We start from the raw sequence: 23,297 nt of genomic DNA on the forward strand, positions 1-23,297 counted from the left end.
AATAAAAAGAGATCTTGGCAAGGATATAAAAGACTTGCCGGGAGCAGGAGCTGCAGGGGGCTTGGGAGCAGCTTTGATGGCGTTTTTAGATGCACAACTAAGACCCGGGATAGAAATTGTAATGGAGCTTTCAAATTTTAAGGAAAAAGTAAAAGATGCAAATATTATTTTTACAGGCGAAGGTTCTACCGACTATCAAACAAAATTTGGCAAAGTTCCCTTTGGAGTAGCGCAAGTGGCAAAAGAATATAATAAGCCGGTAATATGTGTTTCCGGCTCTCTCCTTGAAGGTTATGAGCAATTATATGAATATGGGATTTCAGCGATGTTCAGTATAGTGAACAAACCAATGGACCTTAAGGAAGCAATGGAAAGGGGGGAGGAATTACTGTATAAGACATCAGAGAATTTGTTCAGATTGTTATTTGTTGGGCTTGGGTTAGGACGATAGATACGAGATTAACTGTTTACAGAATTAGTTTATATCTATTTTATATAACTTCTCAAGATTTTGCATATGGATTTGTGTCTAAATTATTGACACAAATCCATATTACATAGACATCCACTGGCTATGCCAGTGGATAAAAAGGCTTTAGCTATAAGCAGAATTAACTATAACAAAGAATAACTCCTATGATAAAATAATAGCGACTGACAATCGCAAAACATAAAAATCATAGGAGGTGTCGTATGAGTAACGACATAGACAGCTTATCACATACAAAATGGAGGTGTCAATACCACATAGTATTTGCACCGAAGTATAGAAGACAAATGATCTATGGAAAGTATAAAACGGAGATCGGAAAAATATTACGCGAGATATGTGTAAAAAATGGGATGGAGATAATAGAAGCAAATGCATGTCCCGATCGCATACATATGTTAGTGAGTATACCGCCGAAAATGAGTGTATCGAAATTTATGGGAATATTAAAAGGTAAAAGCAGTCTTATGATTTTTGATAGGTTTGCAAATTTAAAATATAAATACGGAAATAGGCACTTTAGGCGAGGGGATATTACGTAGATACAGTGGGAAGAAATAAAAATGCAATTGCAAAGTATATACAAAATCAGCTTCAAGAGGATCAAATAGCAGATCAAATAAGTTTAAAGGAATACATAGACCCGTTTACGGGTGAGCAGGTAAAAGGGAGCAAATAAAATAAGCCACCCGACGAGGGTGGCCGCTGGAAAGTTTTGCGATTGGCAGTTTTTTCAGAGCGCGAGTAGCGCCGCCAGTAACAAGCCCTTATAGGGCTTAATCAAGCCGCCAGCTAAGCTGGTGGTACTGACTATGTCAGATGATTTTACTTAAAATTAATTTAAACATATGAACGGAGGTTTTAATTACGAATAAAATTATTTTGACTTTTATGGCGGCTTTAGTAGGTGGTTTGATTGGTCATTATCTTAAGTTCCCTGCGGGCGAAATGGTAGGTGCAATGGTTTGCGTAGGCGCAATGAATATTTTTGAAGCGGAACCGCAAATGCCCAAGTTATTAAATATTGGTGCTCAAATTATTATAGGTGGTTTTTTAGGTCTTGATATTACGAGTGATGTTCTGGTAGAACTTAAACACTATGCAGTACCTGCATTATTGGTTGTAGTTATTTTAGCAATTTTTGGTATAGTAACAGGTTTTGTTGTAAATATACTTACAGGCATTGACCTCTATACATCTTTATTTGGTAGCGTGCCAGGAGGCATGCAAGAAATGATAATTTTATCACAGTCTTATAAGGTAAACCATGTTGCAGTATTGACTATACAAACAGTAAGAAGAGTTCTTATTGTAATAATTTATCCGTTGCTCTTAATATTAGTATCCAAAGCGACTAAAACGCAAATAGCATCAAATAGCAAATAGTTTTATTACAAAAATCATTATCTTTCTTTATAGCCTAACTGACTTTTAGCTAAATACAATACTAAATTTAAACCAAAAGTATAATTTTGTAAAAAATATAAAGATATTATCTAGCTATATGGGATCAGACCCCATTTGTTATATTCATTTTTGATGCCTAAACCCATATACTAATATTAGCGTGAAAACTGCCAATGCATTTGCTTAGTCTTTAAGATTAAAGAGAGAGGATGAAATCAAAATTTGGTAGATATTACTTTTGTTATACCTTACAATGAAATTACAAATGAGGTTTCGAGTTCTTTGGCTGATGTAAAAGAAGAAGGCATAAACTTCAAAACAACTTATATGGTTGGTACTAAAGAAGTTTCAACAAGGAGTTTTTTTTCCGATATAGTAATCGCAAGAGGAGTAACTTATCTAGCTTTAAAAGAAAAATTAAAGGATATACCAGTGATTGAAATAGCAGTAACTGGTTATGACGTTATAAGGGCAATTGATGAATGTAAACGCAGTTTCAATACAGAAAGAATTGCAGTTATTGGGTCAGAATCAATGATTTTTGGTGCTGAGAGTCTGAATAAAATAATGAATGTTAAACTTCATACTTTTCAAATTAAGAATGAGCAGGGAGCGGTAGAAGCCTTAGAAATGGCTAGAAAGAATAATTGTGAAGCAATTGTTGGGGGCTTAATGACGTATAACATAGCCAAGAGCATGGGCTGGAATTCGGTGTGGATAAAGACTGGAAAAGAAGCAATAAGGCAAGCAATACGAGAGGCAATAAATTCAGCGGACGTTGTAACGAAAGAAAGAGCTAAGACAGAGCTTTTAAAAATAATATTAGATAAAGCAAAGGACGGCATAATAGCCGTGGACAAAGATGGATATATAAGTGCTATTAATAAGACTGCTTATAGAAATTTAGATATTGATCAAAATTGTAAAATTAATGAAATTACAGTAAAAAAAATTTTTTCGCAACCTGAAGTATTAAATGCAATAAAAAAAGCAGAAAAACTAAGCGGTGCCATATATAAGATAAGAGATAAACTGGCAGTAGTTAATATTAATCCTATCAAAGTGAATGAAAAGAAAGAAGGAGCTGTCATATCCATTCAGAATGTTGATGAGATTCAGGAAATAGAAAGTAAAATTAGAAGAGAACTTGGTAAAAAAGGGCTTGTTGCTAAATATACTTTCAACGATATTGCAGGAAAGAGCAGTGAATTAAAGGCAACGATAGAAACGGCATATAAATTTAGCCAAGTTGACTCAAATATATTACTTATAGGTGAAACAGGAACAGGTAAAGAATTATTTGCCCAAAGCATACATAGTGCGAGTATTAGAACAGAGCAGCCATTTGTAGCTGTAAATTGTGCAGCTTTGCCCGAAAATCTTTTAGAAAGTGAACTTTTTGGATATGTAGAAGGAGCTTTTTCAGGCGCAGTAAAGGGCGGAAAAGCTGGATTGTTTGAATTAGCGCACAATGGAACTATATTTCTGGATGAGATAGGAGAGATGCCACCAAATTTGCAGGCAAAACTTCTGAGAGTTTTACAAGAAAATGAAGTTAGAAGAATAGGTGACAGCAAAGTGATCCCGGTAAATGTAAGGGTAATTTCAGCAACAAACACAGAATTACCAAAGAAGATAGAAAATGGTGATTTTAGGCAAGACTTATTTTATAGATTAGATGTATTGCATCTTAATATACCACCACTAAGAAAGCGAATAGAAGATCTAAAGCTTTTATTTAATATTTTTATACATGAGTATGCAGAAAAATTCAAAAAAACTGCGCCTCTGATAACTATAGCAGCTTATGAAGCTTTAAGCCAATACGCTTGGCCCGGTAACATAAGAGAACTTAAAAACATTTGCGAAAGATTGATTGTCCTAGACGAGAAAGGCGAGATTACTGAACAAGATATTAGAAAACAAATTAATTATAGTAGTAGCAAATATTTTGTGAATATAAATCCTGAAAGTATAGTTACAGAAATTCAAAAGGCACACTCTCAATATTCTCTTAAATATGCTGAAAAAGAAACTATAACAAATGTATTAAGAGAAACGGATTTTAATAAAACGAAAGCAGCTAAAAGACTTGGAATTAGCAGAACTACATTGTGGAGGAAGTTAAAAGAAATGAATATTGAGAATAAATACTAATATCTCGAAGACCTATATCTTTTTTGTTATAAGTATACAGCTGGCTCATGCCAATAATACAGAGTCCTTTAAGAAGTTAATACAACAAATCTAGAGCTCAATTAGCAATAATGCTTTTCAACAATTACAATAATTAGAGAGGGGGGAAATTTAGTTAGCGGTTGCATTCAATATATACTAATAGAAAGTGAATAGAAAGTGCAACGTTCCCTGCTGTTGTGAATTCCTTTTTACAATTTTCTTACTGTTGAGTTATTTTTAAAGTAATACTATTGAAAATGATGAGGTTTTTACACTTACCCGTTGTTTTCCTACTTTTTTGCATGTTAAAATTTCACATTATAATAAGGCAACCAGCTAGTATGAAATTTAAAGAAAGTTGGCACTATGTAATAAATAGTACCACCCAAACGGGTACAATTCCTTATTATCCAGTTTTCGCTAAAGACTTTCTCAGCTGAGCATAATAATAACCTTCATACTCTTTTGACGATAACTATCCACAGTGACTATGGTTTTGCAAGTCTCAATATATTCAAAAACAAGTTTATAAGCATGGCCGAAGTTCTTGATTTTAAAGCAATATAACCACTCTCTCTTGATTAAGGCGTGAAAGGATTTAATACAAGCATTTTGCCATGGGCTAGCTTTTTGAGAATAGCTAGGCATAATTGTATTTAGAGCTTCAAAGTAGTTTCCACAGATATACTCGACTAAAGAAAAGGGATTGCTCCCTTTTCTTCGTCTAAGAATCGTACGTGAGAGTTTCCAGCTCATATGGCTCAAGCATTTCTTCACCATTTTCAGGCGGCAACGAGCATGCGAAGTTTCATTCTTCTTTTGATAAAGTATTTCTTATCTAAGAAAGGTGTTTTCGAAATTTGTAGTTTTGGATGTCTGACGATTTTTATTCGTCTGAGATTAATGAGAGTGTAATCGTCAGTCACGAATACCCACGGTTTCCCATCTTTTACGTGCCAATACCTGTTTAACCGCCACCATTTGCTCTTGCCAGGATGGCGATGTTTAGCCCATAAATATAATAAGCGATAAAGTATATTGTTGACATAAGAGAATGCTTGATTTGCTACAACGTGTTTGTGGTAGTTAGTCCAATCTCTAATTACTTGGTTTAGTCTCCTTATTAAATCAGATTGTGTACTTGCTTTTCCTTCTTTTAGTATGATGGTAGAGAATTTCCTAATCAGGCTTTTGATTGAACTCTTTGAAGGTTTGACAATAATTTTTACTTTGAATTTTCTAAATGTCCATCCAAGAAAATCGAAGCCGTCATTTATATGTGTTATCATGGTCCTTTCTTCTGATAACTTTGGTCCCCTAGATTCAAGGAATTTGCTGACGACACATTTAAGTTCTTCTGCAGTCTCTTTTGAGTTTACTGTGATGATGAAGTCATCAGCATATCGAACTAAATTAACTTTCGTTTTAGCTCGATAATGGCTTGCTATGTTACCTTTGGAATTTCGATGGTATTTATCTTGAATTACTTTCTCAAGACCATCTAATGTCATATTGGCGTATAAACTTGAGAGGGCTCCTCCTTGTGGTGAACCTATTTCTGTTGGGAACAGTTTTCCTTCATATATGAAACCTGATTTTAGGAATTGTTTCATGATTCTTTTATCCATTGGAATGTTGTATTGTAACCATTCATGATTTATATTGTCGAAACAGCCTTTAATATCTCCTTCAAGTATCCACGTTGGTGAACATTTTCTAGCGAGCACATAGAAGATTTGTTCACACGCATCTTTTGCACTTCGTCCTCGACGGAAACCAAAGGAGATGGTATCCGCTTTAGTCTCAGCGATAGATTCAAGTGCTAGAGCATATAAGGTTTGCATGGCTCTATCATACATAGTTGGTATTCCTAATGGACGCTTTTTGTTTTTACCTTTCTTTGCAATATATACACGTTTGAGAGGCTTTGCTCGATAGTGTTTGTCGGTAAGAGAAAGTACAGCTTTCATTTTAAATGCAGATGTTGACCAAAGTTTCTTGTCTACACCTGAAGTGTTTTTACCTTTATTGGTAGTTACCTTTCTTACTGCGTAAGCTTTGGCTGAAAAAGAGTGGGTGAGCAGATATTGTAACCGTTTAGCTTTATTTCTGTCACCATTTGCCGTTGCCTTGGCGATTCGGGTCTGTAGCCTATTAACCTCATATTCGACTTTAGACCAATCAATGGATTCCCATTGATTGGCAAGCATTTTTGTGCCTTTTAGACTCTCGGTTTTACCCGTCGTTGAGTTACTAAAATTCATAGGTTTACAATCCTTTCCCACTAAGAAATACCGTTGGATAAGTCTGCACCTTTTCAGGTCAAGGCAAATTTTGAACCCTTATCCGATTTTATTACAAAATCGGCGTTTGCTTTTTATCCTTTTCGTCTGCCCTCTATGTCGTTTCATCCCCTTACAGTTCGATACCTCTTTAGAGAGGAATATATAGGGTTTACCAAGTTTTGCATAATACATAATTGTGAATGCCTTAGGAGCCACCTTTAAACCGGGAGTTCTTCATCCATTCGCATTGGTTTGACAGATAGTCTTTGCTTGACTCCATACCTTTTGGTCAAAGTGTTTCAGCCTATTTCGCTTTCTCCAGCGTAACGATTTCTACAATGATTCACTTTACGTTCTCCATAGCATTCTTACTCTAGCAGTTGTCCCAGTTTTAGGCTGCTCGGACTTCCACATTGTCTCGTGAGCTTTCTAACCCGGACGTTACCATCTACGCTAGTCACGATAGAGTTACGCCGAATGATAGGGTAGTCTTTCAACAATATATTACGCGACTTCTTGTCGCACCTAAGATCCTCGATCAGAGTGAAGAACCAAGGGCTGTGTAGTACGTCTCTTTTCTTGGCCTCAAGAACACTTGCCTACCCATTTTGCTTCAAGCATTTCAGACAGTCGCCAAGCAATGATTTTTCGTGAGAATAAGTCCATAATACTGGTCAAGCAAACAAATCCATCTTTGGTATAAATATAGGTGATATCTGAGCACCAAATTGCGTTTGGTTTTTTGGGGTTAAATTGTTCGTTAAGAAGATTTTTAAGGTTATTATCGAAATCAGGATTAACGGTAGTTTTGATAAAAGGCTTGATATAACGGGCTTTAATACCCATCTTGCGCATATAGTCGCGGGCGGTCTTTCGGCGATTTTAATACCCATTTTCTCAAGCTTCTTCGTGATTTTTAAAGCACCTATATTCGCATTTGATTGTATGTAAATGTCGAGGATTAATCTTTATCTTCTGTTTAGGTGCTCACTTGTTACCTTTACCGGACTTTCTTCCTTGAAGCTGTTATAGCGTTTTAAGATACGCCTAGAATCCGCAGCACTTAGCTTTCATTAAGGCGGGCAAGGCTTCTTTCTTGAATTCTTCTTTGCGCTTTGATGTTTGAGAGAAGATCTCCCTGGTCAGTCGTAAAGGATTGATGGCTTTTTAAGATTTCAAGAGCATCTTTTGTATCATACAATTCCCTTTTTGGAGAGCATTTTCTTTAGCTTGCAGGATGCATAGTTTTGCAAGCCTCGATGGACCTCTCCTGCCTCTTTGGCTTTTTTATCCAACTATGGAGCGTGCTTGTGCTGATGCCTAGATTGCACGCACAAGCATTAACACTTAGATTAAATTGTCATGGACATAGGCTAAAGCATTTTCCTTAAACTGCTTTGTAAATTGTCTTCTTACCATTTTTCTCATCCTCCTAAATATAGTTTATGATTTCCGGGAGGAATTGTTTATGTTTAACTTGTAGTTTATTACAATTAGCACGGCATTTGCCATATCATGTTCTAAGACTGTAAATATTTTCTATAGAAGGATTAAGTAAACATTTTTTACAATAAAAATCAGCATATGCATAAAGCAAAAATATATGTTTCATATTAAAACAATACATGTTTCATATATGAACGATAATGTTTCATTATTTGACAGATTTGAAAATTTATTGCGACAGGAAGTAAGGGACCAATTAAGTAACCATGCTGACGGGCAATGTTGGCATGGTTTATGCTTTATATTAATAACAGGCTAGCCTTATTTTACTAAAATTAGGAGGCAAAAATTTGTTAAATAAAATTTTGAAGCAAAAACCAGTGATAGGAATAGTCGTGGGTGATGCAACAGGTATTGGTCCAGAAATTGTGGCCAAAGTCGCGGCAAAAAATTTTTATCAAAAATATTGTTTACCTATTATAATAGGAGATCTAAGAGTGCTTAAACTCGGAATGAAAAATGCAGGAGTAAATTTTTTATATGCAGTTTTCGAAGACATAGATGAGGTTACTTGGGATAAAGGTATACCAGTTCTCGATCAAAAAAATCTTGATCCATCTAAGATAGAACAAGGAAAGATCAGTGCATATAGTGGTAAAGCTACAGGAGAATTGTTAATAACCGCTATAAATCTTTTTAAAATGGGTAAAATAGATGGTTTTACTTTTGCTCCTCTTAATAAGGCAGCTCTCAGATTAGGAGGCCATGACTTCGAAAGTGAGCAAATGTTATTTGCATATTATTTTGAATGTGATGGACCTTATGGAGAAATGAATGTCTTAGATAATGTTTGGACTTCCAGGGTTACAAGCCATATTCCTTTAAAAGATGTAAGCAGTAAATTAACAAAAGAATCTATCTTAAAGGCGATTATACTTGCAGATAAAACTTTGAAACGGATTAATATTTCAAATCCAAGAATAGCAATAGCCGCATTAAACCCTCATGCGGGCGAGAATGGATTATGTGGAACAGAGGAAATTGATGTAATAATACCAGCTATTAAAGAAGCATCGAAGAATGGAATTAATGTTTCAGGTCCATTTCCATCAGATATATTATTTTGCAAAGTGTTTAACGGAGAATTTGATGTTGCTGTAACTATGTATCATGATCAAGGGCAAATTGCCATGAAACTCAAAGGTTTTGAGCAAGGTGTAACTGTAGCTGCGGGCTTTCCTGCACCGATTGCAACATGCTCCCATGGCACGGCTTATGACATAGTCGGAAAAGGCATAGCAAAAACAACAGCTTTTGAAAATGCGATAAAAATGACAGCAAAAATGGCTATTTTTGATAAAAACAGAGAACTCAAAAAATAAATCAAAGATAATGCCAGATATTCGAGAAGTTTGGCGATTAGCACAATTGATTTAAAATTATCTAGAATTGTTAATTGAATATTGAAATAAAACTTAGCAGGGGAGGCAAAATGTTTGAAGAATATTAATACAAAAATTTTAATTCCTATCTTAACGGCGATTGTGTCTATTGCTTTTATTTATCTTGGTATGACTAAATATGGTTTTTGGCAGAACGGCAAAGGTCCCATGAGTGGATTCTATCCTACACTGGTTAGCATAGCGCTTTTACTTACTAGTATTTTAGCGATTTTGCAAGCGCTTCATGAAAAAGCACCGATATTTCCTAAAGAAAATTGGCTACCTGCCTTGTCGGTTGTATTAATTATAGCAGCAAGTTATCTTATTGGAATGATACCAACTGTTTTAATATACGTTCTTGTATGGGCAAGATATGTTGAAAAGTTCTCATGGAAAACTACAATAACTGCAATGCTGTTTATTGGTTGTATTGTTATTGGGATATTTGTTTTATGGTTAGATGTACAATTTCCAAAGGGTATTTTACTTCAAACGATGATAATGTAGAAAGGAGGACAGTATTATTATGGAAAATTTATCCTACTTACTTTATGGTCTTAAAGTAGCGATGACTTTACAAAATTTTGCTGCAGCTGCAGCGGGTGCTGTAATGGGTATTATAGTTGGTGCAATGCCTGGGATCGGAAGCCTTGCTGGAGTGGCTTTGTTATTACCTATAACATATAATTTCAATCCTACGACAGCAATTATAATGTTAGGATCACTTTACTATTCAAATATGTTTGGCGGTGCATATAGTGCCATATTAATCAATATACCAGGCGACAGTCCGGCAATTATGACTACATTAGACGGCTTCCCCATGGCGAAAAAAGGGAAACCAGGAAAGGCTCTTTTGACAGCTAACATGTCTAGCTTTATCGGTGGATTAATAGGCATGATTATTTTAACTTTTGTAGGGCCTGCACTAGCACGTTTTGGTCTCAACTTCGGTCCGGCTGAAATGACTGCCTTATTATTGATGGCCATGACATCTATTAGCTGGCTTTTAGACGAAAATCCTACAAAAGGTATTATTTCTACTCTTGTTGGCATATTGATAGCTTGTATAGGCATAGATACAGTAACAGGTGAACCACGCTATACTTTTAATAATGTTTATTTATTGGGAGGAATTCCCTTTACTCCGCTAGTGATTGGAGTCGTAGGTTTTTCTCAGGTAATGAAAATGATGACAGATAGATTACAACCTAATAAAATCGATATGAATATATCTATTCGTGACAGCCTACTTACGCGCCATGAGGTGAAACGGCTCTTGCCACCTGCGCTGCGTTCTGGTCTATTGGGCACTTTTGTTGGAGTGCTGCCAGGAGCTGGAGCTACAACAGCTGCTTTTATAGGATATGCTGTGCAAAAAATTTTTAAAAGTGAGGAACCATTGGGAACCGGAGCTATTGAAGGAGTGGCTGCATGTGAATCAGCTAATAATGCTGCTGCCGCCGGAGCATTTGCACCTCTTCTAGCCTTGGGCATACCTGGTTCCGGTACTGGTGCAGTACTTTTGGCAGGCCTTATGATGTGGGGCCTTAATCCGGGGCCTCTACTGTTTAGTACAAATCCTGATTTTGCTTGGGGACTAATCTCCTCATTATTTTTGGCTAATATAATCACATTATTAATAGCTATACTATGTATACCATTCTTGGTCAAAGTAGTTTCTGTTCCGGCAGGTCTTATGATTCCTGCTATTACAGTAGTCTGCATTATTGGTTCGTATAGTACAACTAATTCGATGTATGGCGTGATTGTAATGCTTTTATCAGGTTTACTAGGATATATTTTAGACAAGAACGACTACCCAATAGCACCCTTAATACTAGCAGTGGTATTATCCAAAATATTGGAGGTTAATGCGAGAAGAGCGTTTATTATATCAGAAGGCAGTATTTCGATTTTCTTTGAAAAACCGATCGCCGCTTTTTTCATGACAATTTTCTTCATTTTCCTTCTATCACCTGCAATAAAAAAGATTTTATATAAATTTAAGAAAGAGCCAATTAGTTAAAACGAAAATTTAATTTAAAAAAGAAAAATTAGGGAGGCAATAAGATGAAGCGAGAGTTGAATCTACTTCTTATTTTAGTAATGAGTTTCTCAATGTTAATAGCGGGTTGTAGCGAAAGTAGCAATAATGTTAAGCAAGAGGCAGAGGTAAAAAGTTGGGAACCTTCTAAGAGCATCGAATGGGTTGTAACTTCAAGTCCAGGTGGAGGCAGTGATATTTTTACAAGAACAATTATGGATATTATGCAAAAAGAGAATATTGTTAGTCAACCAATTATTATTACTTATCAGACGGACGGTGGAGGCGAAGTAGGAAGGCGCCAAGTGAGTCAGGCTAAAGATGATGGTCATATGTTGTTAACTTTTAATAGTGGTGATTTAATGCCAATGGTACAAAACACCGATTTAAGGATTGAAAATTTTAAACCCATTGCTATTATGGCGGTAGATAGGCAATTATTGTTAAAAGGCAAAAAAACAAAATATGCTGATTTTGCGGAAGGAATAGCGGCAGCAAAATCAGGAACGCAAGTGGTAATCGGAGGTTCTAAAGGCGATGATGTCTTAACCTACAATAAAATGCTGGAATCTTTGGGACTAGATGATACTCAGATGGCTTATATCATGTATGATTCTACTTCGGAAGCTCTTACCGCATTAATGGGAGGCCACGTTGACTTTGCAATAAGTAAGCCTGCCGCCGCCATGCCATACATTGAATCTAAGGATATGGAACCGGTAGTTGCCTTGTCTTCTGAACATTTCAGTGGAATACTTGCTGATGTACCATTATTGAGCGAAGTTGGCGACTATGAAGATGTAGAATGTCCAGTATGGCGCGGCGTTGTAGCACCAGCATCTACACCTGATGAGGCAGTAGAGTTCTGGAGCGATGCTTTAAGAAAAGTGTCAGAAACTGAAAAATGGCAAAAGGATTATATAGAAAAATACATGCTAACATCAAAATACATGCCTTTTAATGAAGCTGCCAAGTATATGAAAGATTATCAAGAAGATTATTTGAAAACCTTGGAGAAATAATAATAGTTTTTGCTGTTGCTCAAATTTTAAAATTTGAGCAACAGCAAAAGAATGACTCAGTGTATACAAAAGTTTTTTGGTATTAAAGAAATAAAAGATTGTTGTTAATTAAACCATTCTGAGGGGGTGCTCAAGTGAAATTATGTTATCAAGTTGCAACACCAGATGTAGCAATTTCTCCTTCGGTTACTGCTTTTCAAGGGTGCACCAGTTATACTTTTGGAAGGTTAGGGGAACTTGGTTATGATGGTGTTGAACTTATGACACTGAATCCTAGACTTTTAAACTGGGATATTATAAAAAGGGAAGCAGAAAAAAACAAACTTGATATTGTAATGGTGTGTACTGGAGAAATATATGGCCAAGAAAAGCTTTCCTTTATGGATAAAAATCTTGAAATAAGAGCATATGCAAGATCTCGGGTTAAAGAAATAATTGATTTTGCGTCTTACTTAGGGGCTTATATTAATATTGGAAGAGTGAGGGGACAATACTGCGAGGAACTTCCTAAAGAAGTTTCTTATGGATATGCGATTGATGCCTTCAAAGATATAAGTGAATATGCGGGTAAAAAAGGGGTAAAAATTGCACTGGAAAGTGTTACTATAATGCAAACAAATTTTATAAATACTGTAGAAGAAGCAATTAAAGTTGTAGATGATGTCGATAATGAATACTTTAAAATAATGATGGATATTTTTCATTTAAATATAGAAGAAAGAGATATAATAGCTACAATTAAAAAATATTCAAAATATAACATTCATGTTCATTTAGCTGATAATAACAGACGATATCCGGGCCATTGCGGACTAGATTTTGAAAAAATCTTAAGGACTTTTAAAGAAACTGGTTATAGCGGCGCTTTTTGTACAGAGATATTTCAAATTCCAGACCAAGAAACAGCAGCAATAAACGCAATTAAACACCTTAACGTAATTCGAGATAAAATAAATGAATGAAATAGCTAAAATATAATGCGAGGTGATGAGATGAAAGAAGTAGCATTGATACACACGGTTAAGCTGGTTTTAGAAACTTTTGGAGAGAAGGTAAAAACTGCAATTAAAGATATTAAGATTACAAATACATTAGATGAATATTTAGCAGCAGATCCCGCCGAACGTGGAGAATTTACAATAAAAAATATGAATAGACTCTTTAAAATTATTAAATGTGCAGAGATGACAGATGCCGATGCAATTGTTGTAACTTGCTCAACATTATCGCCTACTGTTGAATTAGTAAAACCTTTTATTAATGTACCGCTGATTGCCATTGACGAAGCTATGCTCAAAAAAGCAGTTGAAATTGGGTCAAATATTGCTGTTATAGCGACAGCAGAAAGCACTATAATACCTACTACGCAGGGCTTATATAGGGAAGCCGCTAAATCGAACAAAAAAATACAACTTTCTATAATTAGATGTCCCGATGCTTATGCAGCAATGAAATCAGGGGATATTGCGTGGCATAATGAAATCATTATGAAAAAGGCATGTTGCATAAAAGATCAGGATGTAGTAGTGCTCGCACAAGCATCAATGGCAGAGATAGAGGAAGATATAGCTAAGATATGCCAAATTCCGGTGCTTTCCAGTCCAAAACTTTGCATAGAACAATTGAAAAGCATACTTACAGATTCAAAAACTAACAATAAGTAAAATACAAGTTTTTGGGAGGTGGAAAAGTGTCATTAACACCTGATAGGGTTAAATTTCTTGAGCAAAAATGTAGACAATTTAGAATAGATCTAATAAATTTATTACATGATATACAAACTGGTCATCCCGGTGGTTCTCTTTCCTGTACTGAGATATTAACCACGTTGTATTTTGAAAAAATGAATATAAATCCAAAGAACTTTAAATCCGCGGATAGAGACAGATTTATTTTATCTAAAGGGCATGCTGCGCCGATGCTGTATATAATTTTGGCCGAGATGGGATTTTTCCCGAAGGAAGAGCTTAAAAGCTTAAGACAAATAAATAGCAGGTTACAAGGGCATCCTTGTGCAGAAAAAACTCCTGGAGTCGAGCTTTCTACGGGTCCTCTAGGATTAGGGATATCCGCAGCCGTGGGAATGGCTGCTGTTGCGAAAGCAGACAAAACAGAAAATTTCATTTATGCGCTCATGGGCGATGGAGAAATACAAGAGGGCATAGTCTGGGAAGCTGCTATGGCAGCTAGTAAGTACAAATTAGATAACCTGATTGCGATAATTGACAATAATGGAGTGCAACTAGATGGGACTATTGAAGAGATAATGCCATTAGGCATTTTAAAGGATAAATGGCAAGCGTTTGGATGGCATGTGTTAGAAAGTGATGGTCACGATATAAAAGAATTTTCTAATACTATAGATGCTGCGAAATTGTTAAAACATAAACCTATAGCTATAATAGCTCATACTATAAAAGGAAAAGGAATCTCATTTATGGAAGGTAAAAATGAATGGCACGGAAAGGCTATTGGAGATGAAGAATATGCCAAAGCCTTAAGCGAGTTAGGAGGTGAGCACTGATGATAAAAAAAGCAATAAGAGATGCATACGGCGAAACACTGGTTGAAATTGGAAGACAACGTGAAGATGTAGTGGTTTTAGACGCTGACGTATCAAATTCCACTAAAAGTATACTATTTGGCAGGGAATTCCCTAGCAGATATTATAATGTGGGTGTAGCTGAGGCTAACATGGCAGGTATGGCAGCTGGTATGGCATTGATGGGCAAAACACCCTTTATTAACACATTTGCAGCTTTTATGATGTTAAGAGCCGGTGATCCCATTCGAAGCCTAATTGCATACCAAAACTTAAATGTAAAAATATGTGGTGCGTATGCTGGATTATCGGACAGTTATGATGGTGCAAGCCATCACGCTAATATGGATATAGCATTTTTTAGAGCACTTCCAAATATGACCGTAGTTTCGGTTTGCGATGCCATAGAAACAAAAAAAGCAGTTAAGGCATCATTGAATATAGATGGGCCTGTGTATTTGCGACTAAGCAGGGCAGAAATGCCTATAATTTTTTCCGACGATTATAATTTTGAAGTTGGCAAAGGAGTTAAGCTCAAGGAAGGCAAAGATGTTAGTATTATTGCTACAGGATTAATGGTTCATAAAGCTTTGGAAGCAGCTGATATGCTAAATAAAAGAGGTATAAATGCTAGAGTAGTAAATATTCATACAATAAAACCCATAGATACTGAGCTTGTTATTGATTGCGCTAAAAATACCAGAGCAATTGTAGTGGCAGAAGAACATGGAATATACGGAGGCTTATATGGTGCAGTATCAGAGGTTCTGGTTGGAAATTATCCGGTGTATGCAGTAAACGTAGGCGTACAAGACATATTTGCTGAATCAGGTGAGTATGGACAGCTTTTAGATAAGTATGGTCTTACAGCAGAGAAAATTACAGAAAAGGTTCAAGAAGTTTTAAATAAAACAAAACAAAGGAGTGCTTCTGAATGATTGAATCAATGCATAAATATATGAAAGTTGGATTAATCCACTGTATGGCCTATCCTGAAACAATGAGGGGCGATGGTCCTATTGAAGAAACTTTAAAAAAGATAGCTGTAGATGATTACTTTGATGCAGTTGAAATTACATGGATTAAAGATGCGGAAATTAGGAAGAGAGCTAAGAAAATCCTTGACACTGCTCATATGACTGTGGCATATTGCAGTTCGCCAAGGCTATTGACAACAGGACTTAATATCAATGATTTAAATGAAGAAGGAAGATTGAAAGCATTAACAACCCTTAAAGAAGGGATAGATGAGGCTTATGAAATGGGTGCAGTAGGGTATCAATACTTGAGCGGGAAATACCCAGAAGATAAAAGGGGAAAGGCTTATCAAGCTTTAGTAGAATCTACTAAAGAAATGTGCGAATATGCCAAATCAAAAGGTGACCTAACTATTACCCTTGAAGTATTCGATTATGATATAGATAAAAAATCATTAATAGGACCAGCTCTATTGGCAAGGAAATTTGCTGAAGAAATCAGAAAAGATTATGATAACTTTGGGTTAATGGTAGATTTAAGTCATATTCCTTTATTGCATGAAACTGTAGAAGAATCACTGTTTCCGATAAAAGACTACATAGTACATGCACATATGGGTAATTGCGTAATGGAAGATCCTTCAATGCCTGCTTATGGCGATAAACATCCAAGGTTTGGATTCCCTAACAGTGAAAATGATGTGGAAGAGCTTACAGAATACTTAAGGACATTATTGTATATAGGATTTTTGAATCCTGAAAAACCTCCGATAGTCAGCTTTGAGGTTCAAGGTTGGAAAGGTGAGAATCCGGATCTTGTAGTTGCTAATGCCAAAAGAGTTCTTAATCGAGCATGGTCACTAATTTAATGTAATAAATATTAGACTAGGGTTTGCTCTATAAATAAAATACGATCTAGCTTTTACAAAAATTTAGATCACATAGATCCATAAAATTAAGGAGGATGCAAATGAAAATAGTAGTTTTAGATGGATATACGTTAAACCCCGGTGATTTATCATGGGAAGATCTTAAAAAGCTAGGTGACTTAACAGTATATGATCGGACACCCAACGATAAAATCATAGAAAGAATAGGCAATGCAGAAATAGTATTTACAAATAAAGTGCCGATAACAAGAGAAGTTTTAGAAAAAACAAATATTAAATATATTGGAGTTCTTGCTACAGGTTATGATGTAGTTGACATTAATGCCGCAAAAGAAAAAGGTATACCAGTTACTAATATACCAACATACGGGACAGCATCAGTAGCTCAGATGGTATTTGCACATATATTGGAGATATGTCACCATGTGGCCGCGCATAGCGAAGCTGTTAAAGCCGGAGAGTGGACCAATAATCCGGATTGGTGTTTTTGGAAATATCCCCTCATTGAACTAGCGGATAAAAACATGGGTGTAATTGGGTATGGAAGAATAGGGCAAGCGGTAGGAAAAATAGCTCAAGCATTTGGCATGAAAGTACTTGCACATGATAAATATCAAAATAAAGATCTTGAGTCCGAAACCATGAAGTATGTTGACTTAGATGAACTTCTTAAAAATTCAGATGTAATAAGTTTACACTGTCCACTAACAGAAGAAAACAAAGGTATAATAAATAAGAGTACAATAGCCAAGATGAAAGACAGCGTAATTATAATAAACACAGCGAGAGGTCAGCTTATAGTTGAAGAAGATTTAGCAGAAGCATTAAATCAAGGCAAGGTATATGCCGCAGGGTTAGATGTTGTATCAAAAGAGCCTATCAAAGAAGATAATCCCCTGCTTAAAGCAAAGAATATATTTATCACGCCACATATTGCTTGGGCGCCAAAAGAATCACGCCAGAGATTAATGGATATTGCAGTAGATAACTTAAGAGCTTTCTTGGAAGGTCGGCCTGTTAATGTAGTAAATAAATAAGATGATTAAACGAAATAGGAAAACTTGAAATAAATAAAGAGGATAAGTAAATGTATGTAGAGAATAATATTAATAGAATAGTTGGGGCTGGGAGGGTATTATTTTGGAAATAACCCATGAATATGCTCAGAGCATAGTTGAAAAAACTAAAGATCTACTTGGTAAAAATATAAATATTATGAACAGTTTGGGCATAATTGTGGGAAGTGGCGATAAATCCCGAATAGATACCTACCATGAAGGCGCGGCAGAAGTTATAAAAACAGGGAAAAGTATGGAAATAACGTCTGAGCAAGCTGAAAAACTGGAAGGTGTAAAACCGGGCGTTAACCTTCCGGTTTACCTTAATGATAGAATCGTAGGAGTTGTTGGAATTACCGGGGAACCTGATGAAGTAAGGCCGTTTGGACAACTGCTAAAAATTTCAGTTGAAACAATGCTAAATCAAATATTTTTATCAGAACAGCTTCGTATGGAACAAAACGCAAAGGAACTTTATGTAAACGACATCATAAACGGTAACATTCAAGACATAAATGCGTTTTTGACTAAAGGACAAGTTTTCGGTTTTGACATGACTATTTATCGGATTGCACTTGCAGTAAAGATAAAAGAAAGCATTAATACAGGACATAAAAAGTTGGCATCTCAAGAAATACAAGAAAAAATACTTGCTTGCATAAAAAACGTTTTTAACAATCCCCAGCATATGGTAAGCCACAATGGCAGCAATAATTATATCGTCCTTTATGCGACTGATGAAACAGACCCTGAATTTGTAAAGGAAGAGCTTAGTAAAACCGCAGAAATTTTAAAACGCAACCTTAGCAAATATTCGGCCACGTTTTCTATTGGAGTGGGCTCATACTATCCGGGCCTTGCCGGAATCCGTAAATCATATAAAGAGGCGGTGAAAGCACTTCAATTACAAGAAAAAATTTTAAAAGGTTCTCAAACGCTCCCGGAACTCATTTTTGCATCAGATATTGCCCTTGAAATGATGCTTTCAGCTGTGCCCGAAGAAATTATAGATACGTATATTGACCAGGTAGTTTCTAAAGGCGAGGCTAAGACTTTTTTAAAAGATACGAAGTTGACTACGACTTTAAAAACCTATTTTTCATCTAATTTAAATATCTCTAAAACAGCTAAAACCCTCAATGTTACACGAAATACGGTAAGCTCAAGACTTGAAAAAATAAAAGAGCTTACCGGTCTTGACCCGTCTGATTTCAATGACGCTTTAAAGCTGGATGTCTTGCTTAGAGCGGTTTATATAAAAGAAATATAGCTTGAAGCAATTCTAAATCTTTTGTCCAAAATAACAAACCAGCTCCACTCAATATCTTTTGAGGCAGGGGCTGGTTTTTATTAAAGCATATATCTTATGATAGTAATTGATTTGTAGGTCAGGAATTTTTAACAAGCATTTTCTAAAGAAGATTATATTTTTTCATTTTTCTCCAGAGTGTTGCTGTGCTAATTGAGAGAATTTCCGCTGCTTTAGTTCGATTACCATGTGCTTGATTAAGCGCACGCACTACCATCTGTTTTTGAACCTCATCCAATGGGCCGGATTTTGATTTATCTTCATGACATGGAGATAAGAAGCTTTCTTGTTCAATACTATGCCCGATAGCTTCCACTACCTCTTGGCTTGTAATGGTTGAACCATGACTAATTGCTAAGATGCGCTCTACAATATTTGAAAGTTCCCGAACGTTACCATGCCAACTTTGTATACATAAAAGGTCTAGAGCATCTTGAGTGAAAGAAACAGTGTTTGTAAGCCCACGTTCAGCAAGAAAATATTTAACAAGTAGCGGAATATCGTCACGACGTTCTCTTAACGGAGGCAATTCTAGTTCGAGCACACTAAGACGATAGTAAAGGTCAGCGCGAAAAGTTCCGTTTTTTACTACATCAGATAAGCGTTTATTGCTAGCTACAATAATTCGTACATCAACAGGAATAATGCGATCGTCTCCTATTCGCGATATTTCCTTTTCTTGAATTACACGCAAAAACTTAGCCTGAACATTCGTAGAAAGTTCGCTGATTTCATCAAGAAAAACTGTACCTCGATGCGCAAGCTCGAATATTCCGGCTCGACCCTCACGCCGAGCCCCGGTAAAAGCACCGCTTGCATATCCGAATAGTTCACTTTCGAGGATGCTTTCGGGTAGGGCGGCGCAATTGATGGCCACAAAAGGATTACGCGCGCGCGGACTATGATTGTGAATGCTTTGTGCTAGAACCTCTTTACCGGTTCCGGTTTCACCATAAATAGCAATAGTACTATCTGAGCGCGCATATTGCATTGCCTTCTGTTTCAACTTATCCATTGAATCTGAACAACTGACAATATCTGAGAAATTTTTCTTTGCTACGTAGCCCCTTTCGGCGTTTTTATGGCGTATCTTGTGATCTAGTGTTATAATATCTTCTTCTCTTTGCAGTGTTATAATCGCACCGACGGTGCTGCTCTTGACAGTAATTGGTATACAGTTAAGGATGATAGGAATTCCGTTAAGTTCAATAAGTTGATTTACGTATATCGATCCATTATTCAGCGTGTTTACAGCCCATCGTTCAAGCTGCGTATCAACTATCGAATCTTTATCATGACCAAGGAGTTGCCGAGCATTATTATTTATGTGGATGATATTTCCATTGGCATCAACTTGTAAAATCCCTTCGATTGTATAATTCAAGATAGCTTGTATTGCCTGATATTGTTCAAGCCTTTCATTTTCTATACGCAACATAGTCAATGCTTCATGAGTAGCATATGTTATTGCATTTTCATCAGCATCACCCGGAACAAAGAGCATGCCATGCCGCTGAGCCGCAGAAATAGCTTGCATTCCGCCGATTATCAATTCAATGCCGCGAGCTTTCAGTGCAATAATCGCATCTTCAAATTCGGCATCAGAAGTTACAGCCACAATTTCAACAGACTTACCCATAATTTTTTTATACCGCATAGCCTCCGCACACATGTTAGGATAACCGACAATAGCTATCCGGTCACTGATTTTCAGAGCCCTTTCCATTGATAGATAAATATCTATAAAGCTATGACGTATATCAATGACTGGAACGTTAAGATTCTTGCGAAGACGATCAACGGTTCCGCCCCTTGAAACAATAACACGGGTATGATTTTGATTCACCATCTGTTTGGCAATTGCAACAGCATCATTTCCGTAAGCATTATAAATAGGGAAAGACAATTGCATCTTTTTCAGTACTTCCTGTATACGGAAAGCTTGCTGCGGAGTAGTCGCTATATATATTATGCTGTTATCCATTTTATTACTCCTTATAATGAAGTTTGGTATTTAGTTACAAAACTAAAAATCATTGATTATGTAACAAAAATATTATGCAGGACTAGACAAAAAATTTAGTTAATTTTGAACCATCATCAATTACAGGAAGTTTATTCTAAATTGAATTTCAATATCGAAAAATACTTCTCGATTATGAAATGATTTTAACATATAATTGTAAAGAAATCTAGTAAATGTTACAAAATCTCTTAAATATCAAATGATACTTTCTTTATAAACTGCGAGTCTATGCGGCATATTCTCAAATATCAATTGAGACAGACGATTTAATATCTTCGGCACAGAACTTGCAAGATATTATTATAAAATTGCAGTTTTAAGCAATGTTTGCAAAACACTTATTAGATGTATGAAAGGAGTAATAAATGTGCCTGTTGGAAAACGTATATATCTTAAACGTAATATGCCTGATCCTGATTTAATTGAACAATTTAAACATATTCCCGCATCAAATGTTGCAGATGTCATGGGACGTTCATGTGCGATGAATCCGCGCATAAGGCTTATGAGCAAACCAAAAACTCCAATAGCTTCCGGCGTTGCTCTTACTGTAAAGGCACGTTCCGGCGATAATCTTGCACTGCATATGGCTCTTAATATAGCCCAAAGTAATGATTTTATTGTAGTGTCAAACGAGGGAGAAAATACCAGGTCCTTAATTGGAGAGATAATGATGACATATCTTTATCGTTACAAGAAAGCCGCCGGAATTGTCCTAGACGGTCCGATCCGAGATATTGCGGACATTGCAGATTGGGACTTTCCGGTTTATGCAACCGGAACTACACCGGGCGGGCCTTATAAGGAAGGCCCAGGCGAAGTTAATGTTCCAATTTCATGTGGTGAAATTAGTGTGGCCCCCGGCGATATTATTCTGGCAGATCCGGATGGCGTTATTGTTATTCCAAAAAATGACGCCCTGATTATTCTGAAGGAGGCACAAAAGTTTCAAATTGCCGACCAAGCTAAATTAGAAGGAGCTAGTAATGGCACTACTGATCGAGGATGGGTAGAAAAATCAATTACAGAAAAGGGATTTGAAATAATTGATGATTTTTATAGAGGATAATAATATAGAAGGAATAAAATAGACCTTTAAACGCAATTACATATTGGAGGAAAGAAAATTGCTTTATGATGCCGATAAATTAAAAGATTTTACTGCTAAGATTATGCAGAAGTCTGGACTTAATAAAGAAGACAGTGTATTATTTGCGGAAAGTCTGGTTAATGCAGATATGCGCGGTATCAGTTCTCATGGTTTAACTCGTCTTACTGCTTATTCACGCAGACTGCATGATGGACTAGTTGCTGCAAACGTAAGACCGCAAATTCTTCAAGATGGGGGTTCGCTGTTATTAATTGATGCAAAAAATGGTATGGGAGTAGTAACGGCGTATTATGCAATGGATATTTGTATAAATCGTGCCAAAGAAAAGGGAAGCTGTTTTGCTGCTGTTAGAGGCGGGAATCATTTTGGATATGCCGCATTTTTTACTGAATATGCAGCCTCAAAAGGAATGATTGGCATCACATTAGCCAATAGCCCCGCTGCCATGCCGCCTACAGGAGGCGTTGATCCGATATTGGGAACAAATCCAATAGCTATCTCGATTCCCGCTATGCGCTATCACCCTCCGACGCTTGATATGGCAACAAGTATTGTTGCCAGAGGAAAAATTACGTTAGCAAAAAAAGAAGGTCGACAAATTCCCGCCGATTGGGCAGTTGATGATAGGGGCGTTCCCACTACAGATCCGGCTAAAGTTAATGCAGTGCTGCCGGTTGGCGGTCCAAAGGGATATGGCCTCTCGCTTATGGTAGAAATATTCTGCAGCTGTCTTAGCGGAGCTTTGAACGGTCAAAAAATGGGGAGTTTCTATGATTATAATACTATACAGCAATCAGGCTTTTTTGTTGGAGCATTAAACGTGGAAAGCATTATGCCGCTTGATGATTTCAAAAAGGAAGTCGACGCGTTGATTGATAGTATAAAATCTGCTCGGCGAGCACCGGAAGTTTCTGAAATCATGATTCCAGGAGAAATTGAGTATAACAACTATGAAATTGCCCAGCGTAAAGGTATTCAATTATCTGATGAAATAATTAAGGAACTAGAAGCGCTTGCTAAACAATATAATGTGCCGTTTGATTGTTATCATAGTTAACTTGAACTTT

Annotated in this window: 19 protein-coding genes and 1 pseudogene; 17 read left to right on the forward strand and 3 right to left on the reverse strand. The window is 36.4% G+C overall.

Features of this window, described 5'->3' with window-relative positions; all coding sequences use genetic code 11:
* From BUE08_RS00305 to BUE08_RS00320, 4 genes and pseudogenes are all read left to right on the forward strand, one after another.
* On the forward strand, positions 1–451 hold a 451-nt coding region (locus BUE08_RS00305; protein ID WP_286680078.1), incomplete at its 5' end, for a glycerate kinase.
* A 242-nt stretch (positions 452–693) separates the two neighbouring features.
* Positions 694–1,169: pseudogene (gene tnpA, locus BUE08_RS00310) on the forward strand (IS200/IS605 family transposase).
* 203 nt (positions 1,170–1,372) lie between these two features.
* Entirely contained in the window at positions 1,373–1,876 is a 504-nt protein-coding gene (locus tag BUE08_RS00315) for an AbrB family transcriptional regulator (RefSeq protein WP_286680079.1), read from the forward strand.
* Between the two features lie 303 nt (positions 1,877–2,179).
* On the forward strand, positions 2,180–4,054 hold the full coding sequence (locus tag BUE08_RS00320; RefSeq protein ID WP_286680080.1) for a sigma 54-interacting transcriptional regulator: 1,875 nt from the start codon (positions 2,180–2,182) through the stop codon (positions 4,052–4,054).
* 803 nt (positions 4,055–4,857) lie between these two features.
* On the opposite strand, the gene ltrA is transcribed toward BUE08_RS00320, so the two are convergent.
* Complete coding sequence (gene ltrA / locus BUE08_RS00325) at positions 4,858–6,339, reverse strand: group II intron reverse transcriptase/maturase (protein ID WP_286680081.1); 1,482 nt, start codon at positions 6,337–6,339, stop codon at positions 4,858–4,860.
* A gap of 606 nt (positions 6,340–6,945) precedes the next feature.
* Positions 6,946–7,215: a DDE-type integrase/transposase/recombinase gene (locus tag BUE08_RS10920; RefSeq protein ID WP_353682059.1), complete on the reverse strand. Its 270-nt coding sequence runs from the start codon at positions 7,213–7,215 to the stop codon at positions 6,946–6,948.
* Positions 7,216–8,156: 941 nt separating this feature from the next.
* Between BUE08_RS10920 and BUE08_RS00330 the strand changes: the two genes are divergently transcribed.
* The 11 genes from BUE08_RS00330 to BUE08_RS00380 all read left to right on the forward strand — a co-directional run bounded on the left by BUE08_RS00330 (position 8,157) and on the right by BUE08_RS00380 (position 19,054).
* Positions 8,157–9,188: a PdxA family dehydrogenase gene (locus tag BUE08_RS00330; protein WP_286680082.1), complete on the forward strand. Its 1,032-nt coding sequence runs from the start codon at positions 8,157–8,159 to the stop codon at positions 9,186–9,188.
* A gap of 114 nt (positions 9,189–9,302) precedes the next feature.
* Complete coding sequence (locus BUE08_RS00335) at positions 9,303–9,755, forward strand: tripartite tricarboxylate transporter TctB family protein (protein ID WP_286680083.1); 453 nt, start codon at positions 9,303–9,305, stop codon at positions 9,753–9,755.
* Positions 9,756–9,774: 19 nt separating this feature from the next.
* Positions 9,775–11,277 carry a tripartite tricarboxylate transporter permease gene (locus BUE08_RS00340; RefSeq protein ID WP_286680084.1) on the forward strand — a complete coding sequence of 501 codons (1,503 nt, stop codon included), beginning with the start codon at positions 9,775–9,777 and terminating at the stop codon, positions 11,275–11,277.
* 44 nt (positions 11,278–11,321) lie between these two features.
* Positions 11,322–12,317 carry a Bug family tripartite tricarboxylate transporter substrate binding protein gene (locus BUE08_RS00345; protein WP_286680085.1) on the forward strand — a complete coding sequence of 332 codons (996 nt, stop codon included), beginning with the start codon at positions 11,322–11,324 and terminating at the stop codon, positions 12,315–12,317.
* Positions 12,318–12,451: 134 nt separating this feature from the next.
* Positions 12,452–13,279 carry a sugar phosphate isomerase/epimerase family protein gene (locus BUE08_RS00350; RefSeq protein ID WP_286680086.1) on the forward strand — a complete coding sequence of 276 codons (828 nt, stop codon included), beginning with the start codon at positions 12,452–12,454 and terminating at the stop codon, positions 13,277–13,279.
* A gap of 30 nt (positions 13,280–13,309) precedes the next feature.
* A complete protein-coding gene (locus BUE08_RS00355; protein WP_286680087.1) occupies positions 13,310–13,981 on the forward strand; it encodes an aspartate/glutamate racemase family protein in 672 nt (223 codons plus the stop codon).
* 26 nt (positions 13,982–14,007) lie between these two features.
* Positions 14,008–14,841, forward strand: coding sequence for a transketolase (locus BUE08_RS00360; RefSeq protein WP_286680088.1), 834 nt, complete (start codon positions 14,008–14,010; stop codon positions 14,839–14,841).
* Complete coding sequence (locus tag BUE08_RS00365) at positions 14,841–15,797, forward strand: transketolase family protein (protein ID WP_286680089.1); 957 nt, start codon at positions 14,841–14,843, stop codon at positions 15,795–15,797. Before BUE08_RS00360 ends, BUE08_RS00365 begins: the two co-directional genes overlap by 1 nt.
* Positions 15,794–16,705 carry a sugar phosphate isomerase/epimerase family protein gene (locus tag BUE08_RS00370; RefSeq protein ID WP_286680090.1) on the forward strand — a complete coding sequence of 304 codons (912 nt, stop codon included), beginning with the start codon at positions 15,794–15,796 and terminating at the stop codon, positions 16,703–16,705. The genes BUE08_RS00365 and BUE08_RS00370 overlap by 4 nt, the downstream gene beginning before the upstream one ends.
* A 101-nt stretch (positions 16,706–16,806) precedes the next feature.
* Positions 16,807–17,763: a D-2-hydroxyacid dehydrogenase gene (locus BUE08_RS00375; RefSeq protein ID WP_286680091.1), complete on the forward strand. Its 957-nt coding sequence runs from the start codon at positions 16,807–16,809 to the stop codon at positions 17,761–17,763.
* A 103-nt stretch (positions 17,764–17,866) separates the two neighbouring features.
* Positions 17,867–19,054 carry a CdaR family transcriptional regulator gene (locus BUE08_RS00380; RefSeq protein ID WP_286680092.1) on the forward strand — a complete coding sequence of 396 codons (1,188 nt, stop codon included), beginning with the start codon at positions 17,867–17,869 and terminating at the stop codon, positions 19,052–19,054.
* 142 nt (positions 19,055–19,196) lie between these two features.
* Here BUE08_RS00380 and BUE08_RS00385 read toward each other — a convergent pair whose 3' ends face one another.
* Entirely contained in the window at positions 19,197–21,077 is a 1,881-nt protein-coding gene (locus BUE08_RS00385) for a sigma 54-interacting transcriptional regulator (protein ID WP_273039867.1), read from the reverse strand.
* Between the two features lie 409 nt (positions 21,078–21,486).
* Here BUE08_RS00385 and BUE08_RS00390 point away from each other — a divergent pair, with 409 nt between their 5' ends.
* Positions 21,487–22,188, forward strand: coding sequence for an RraA family protein (locus BUE08_RS00390; protein ID WP_286680093.1), 702 nt, complete (start codon positions 21,487–21,489; stop codon positions 22,186–22,188).
* Between the two features lie 58 nt (positions 22,189–22,246).
* Positions 22,247–23,287 carry an Ldh family oxidoreductase gene (locus tag BUE08_RS00395; protein WP_273039865.1) on the forward strand — a complete coding sequence of 347 codons (1,041 nt, stop codon included), beginning with the start codon at positions 22,247–22,249 and terminating at the stop codon, positions 23,285–23,287.
* The last annotated feature ends 10 nt before the right edge of the window (positions 23,288–23,297 follow it).

Origin of the sequence: Tepidanaerobacter sp. EBM-49 (assembly GCF_001896645.1) — a bacterium.
Classification (GTDB): domain Bacteria; phylum Bacillota; class Thermosediminibacteria; order Thermosediminibacterales; family Tepidanaerobacteraceae; genus Tepidanaerobacter; species Tepidanaerobacter syntrophicus.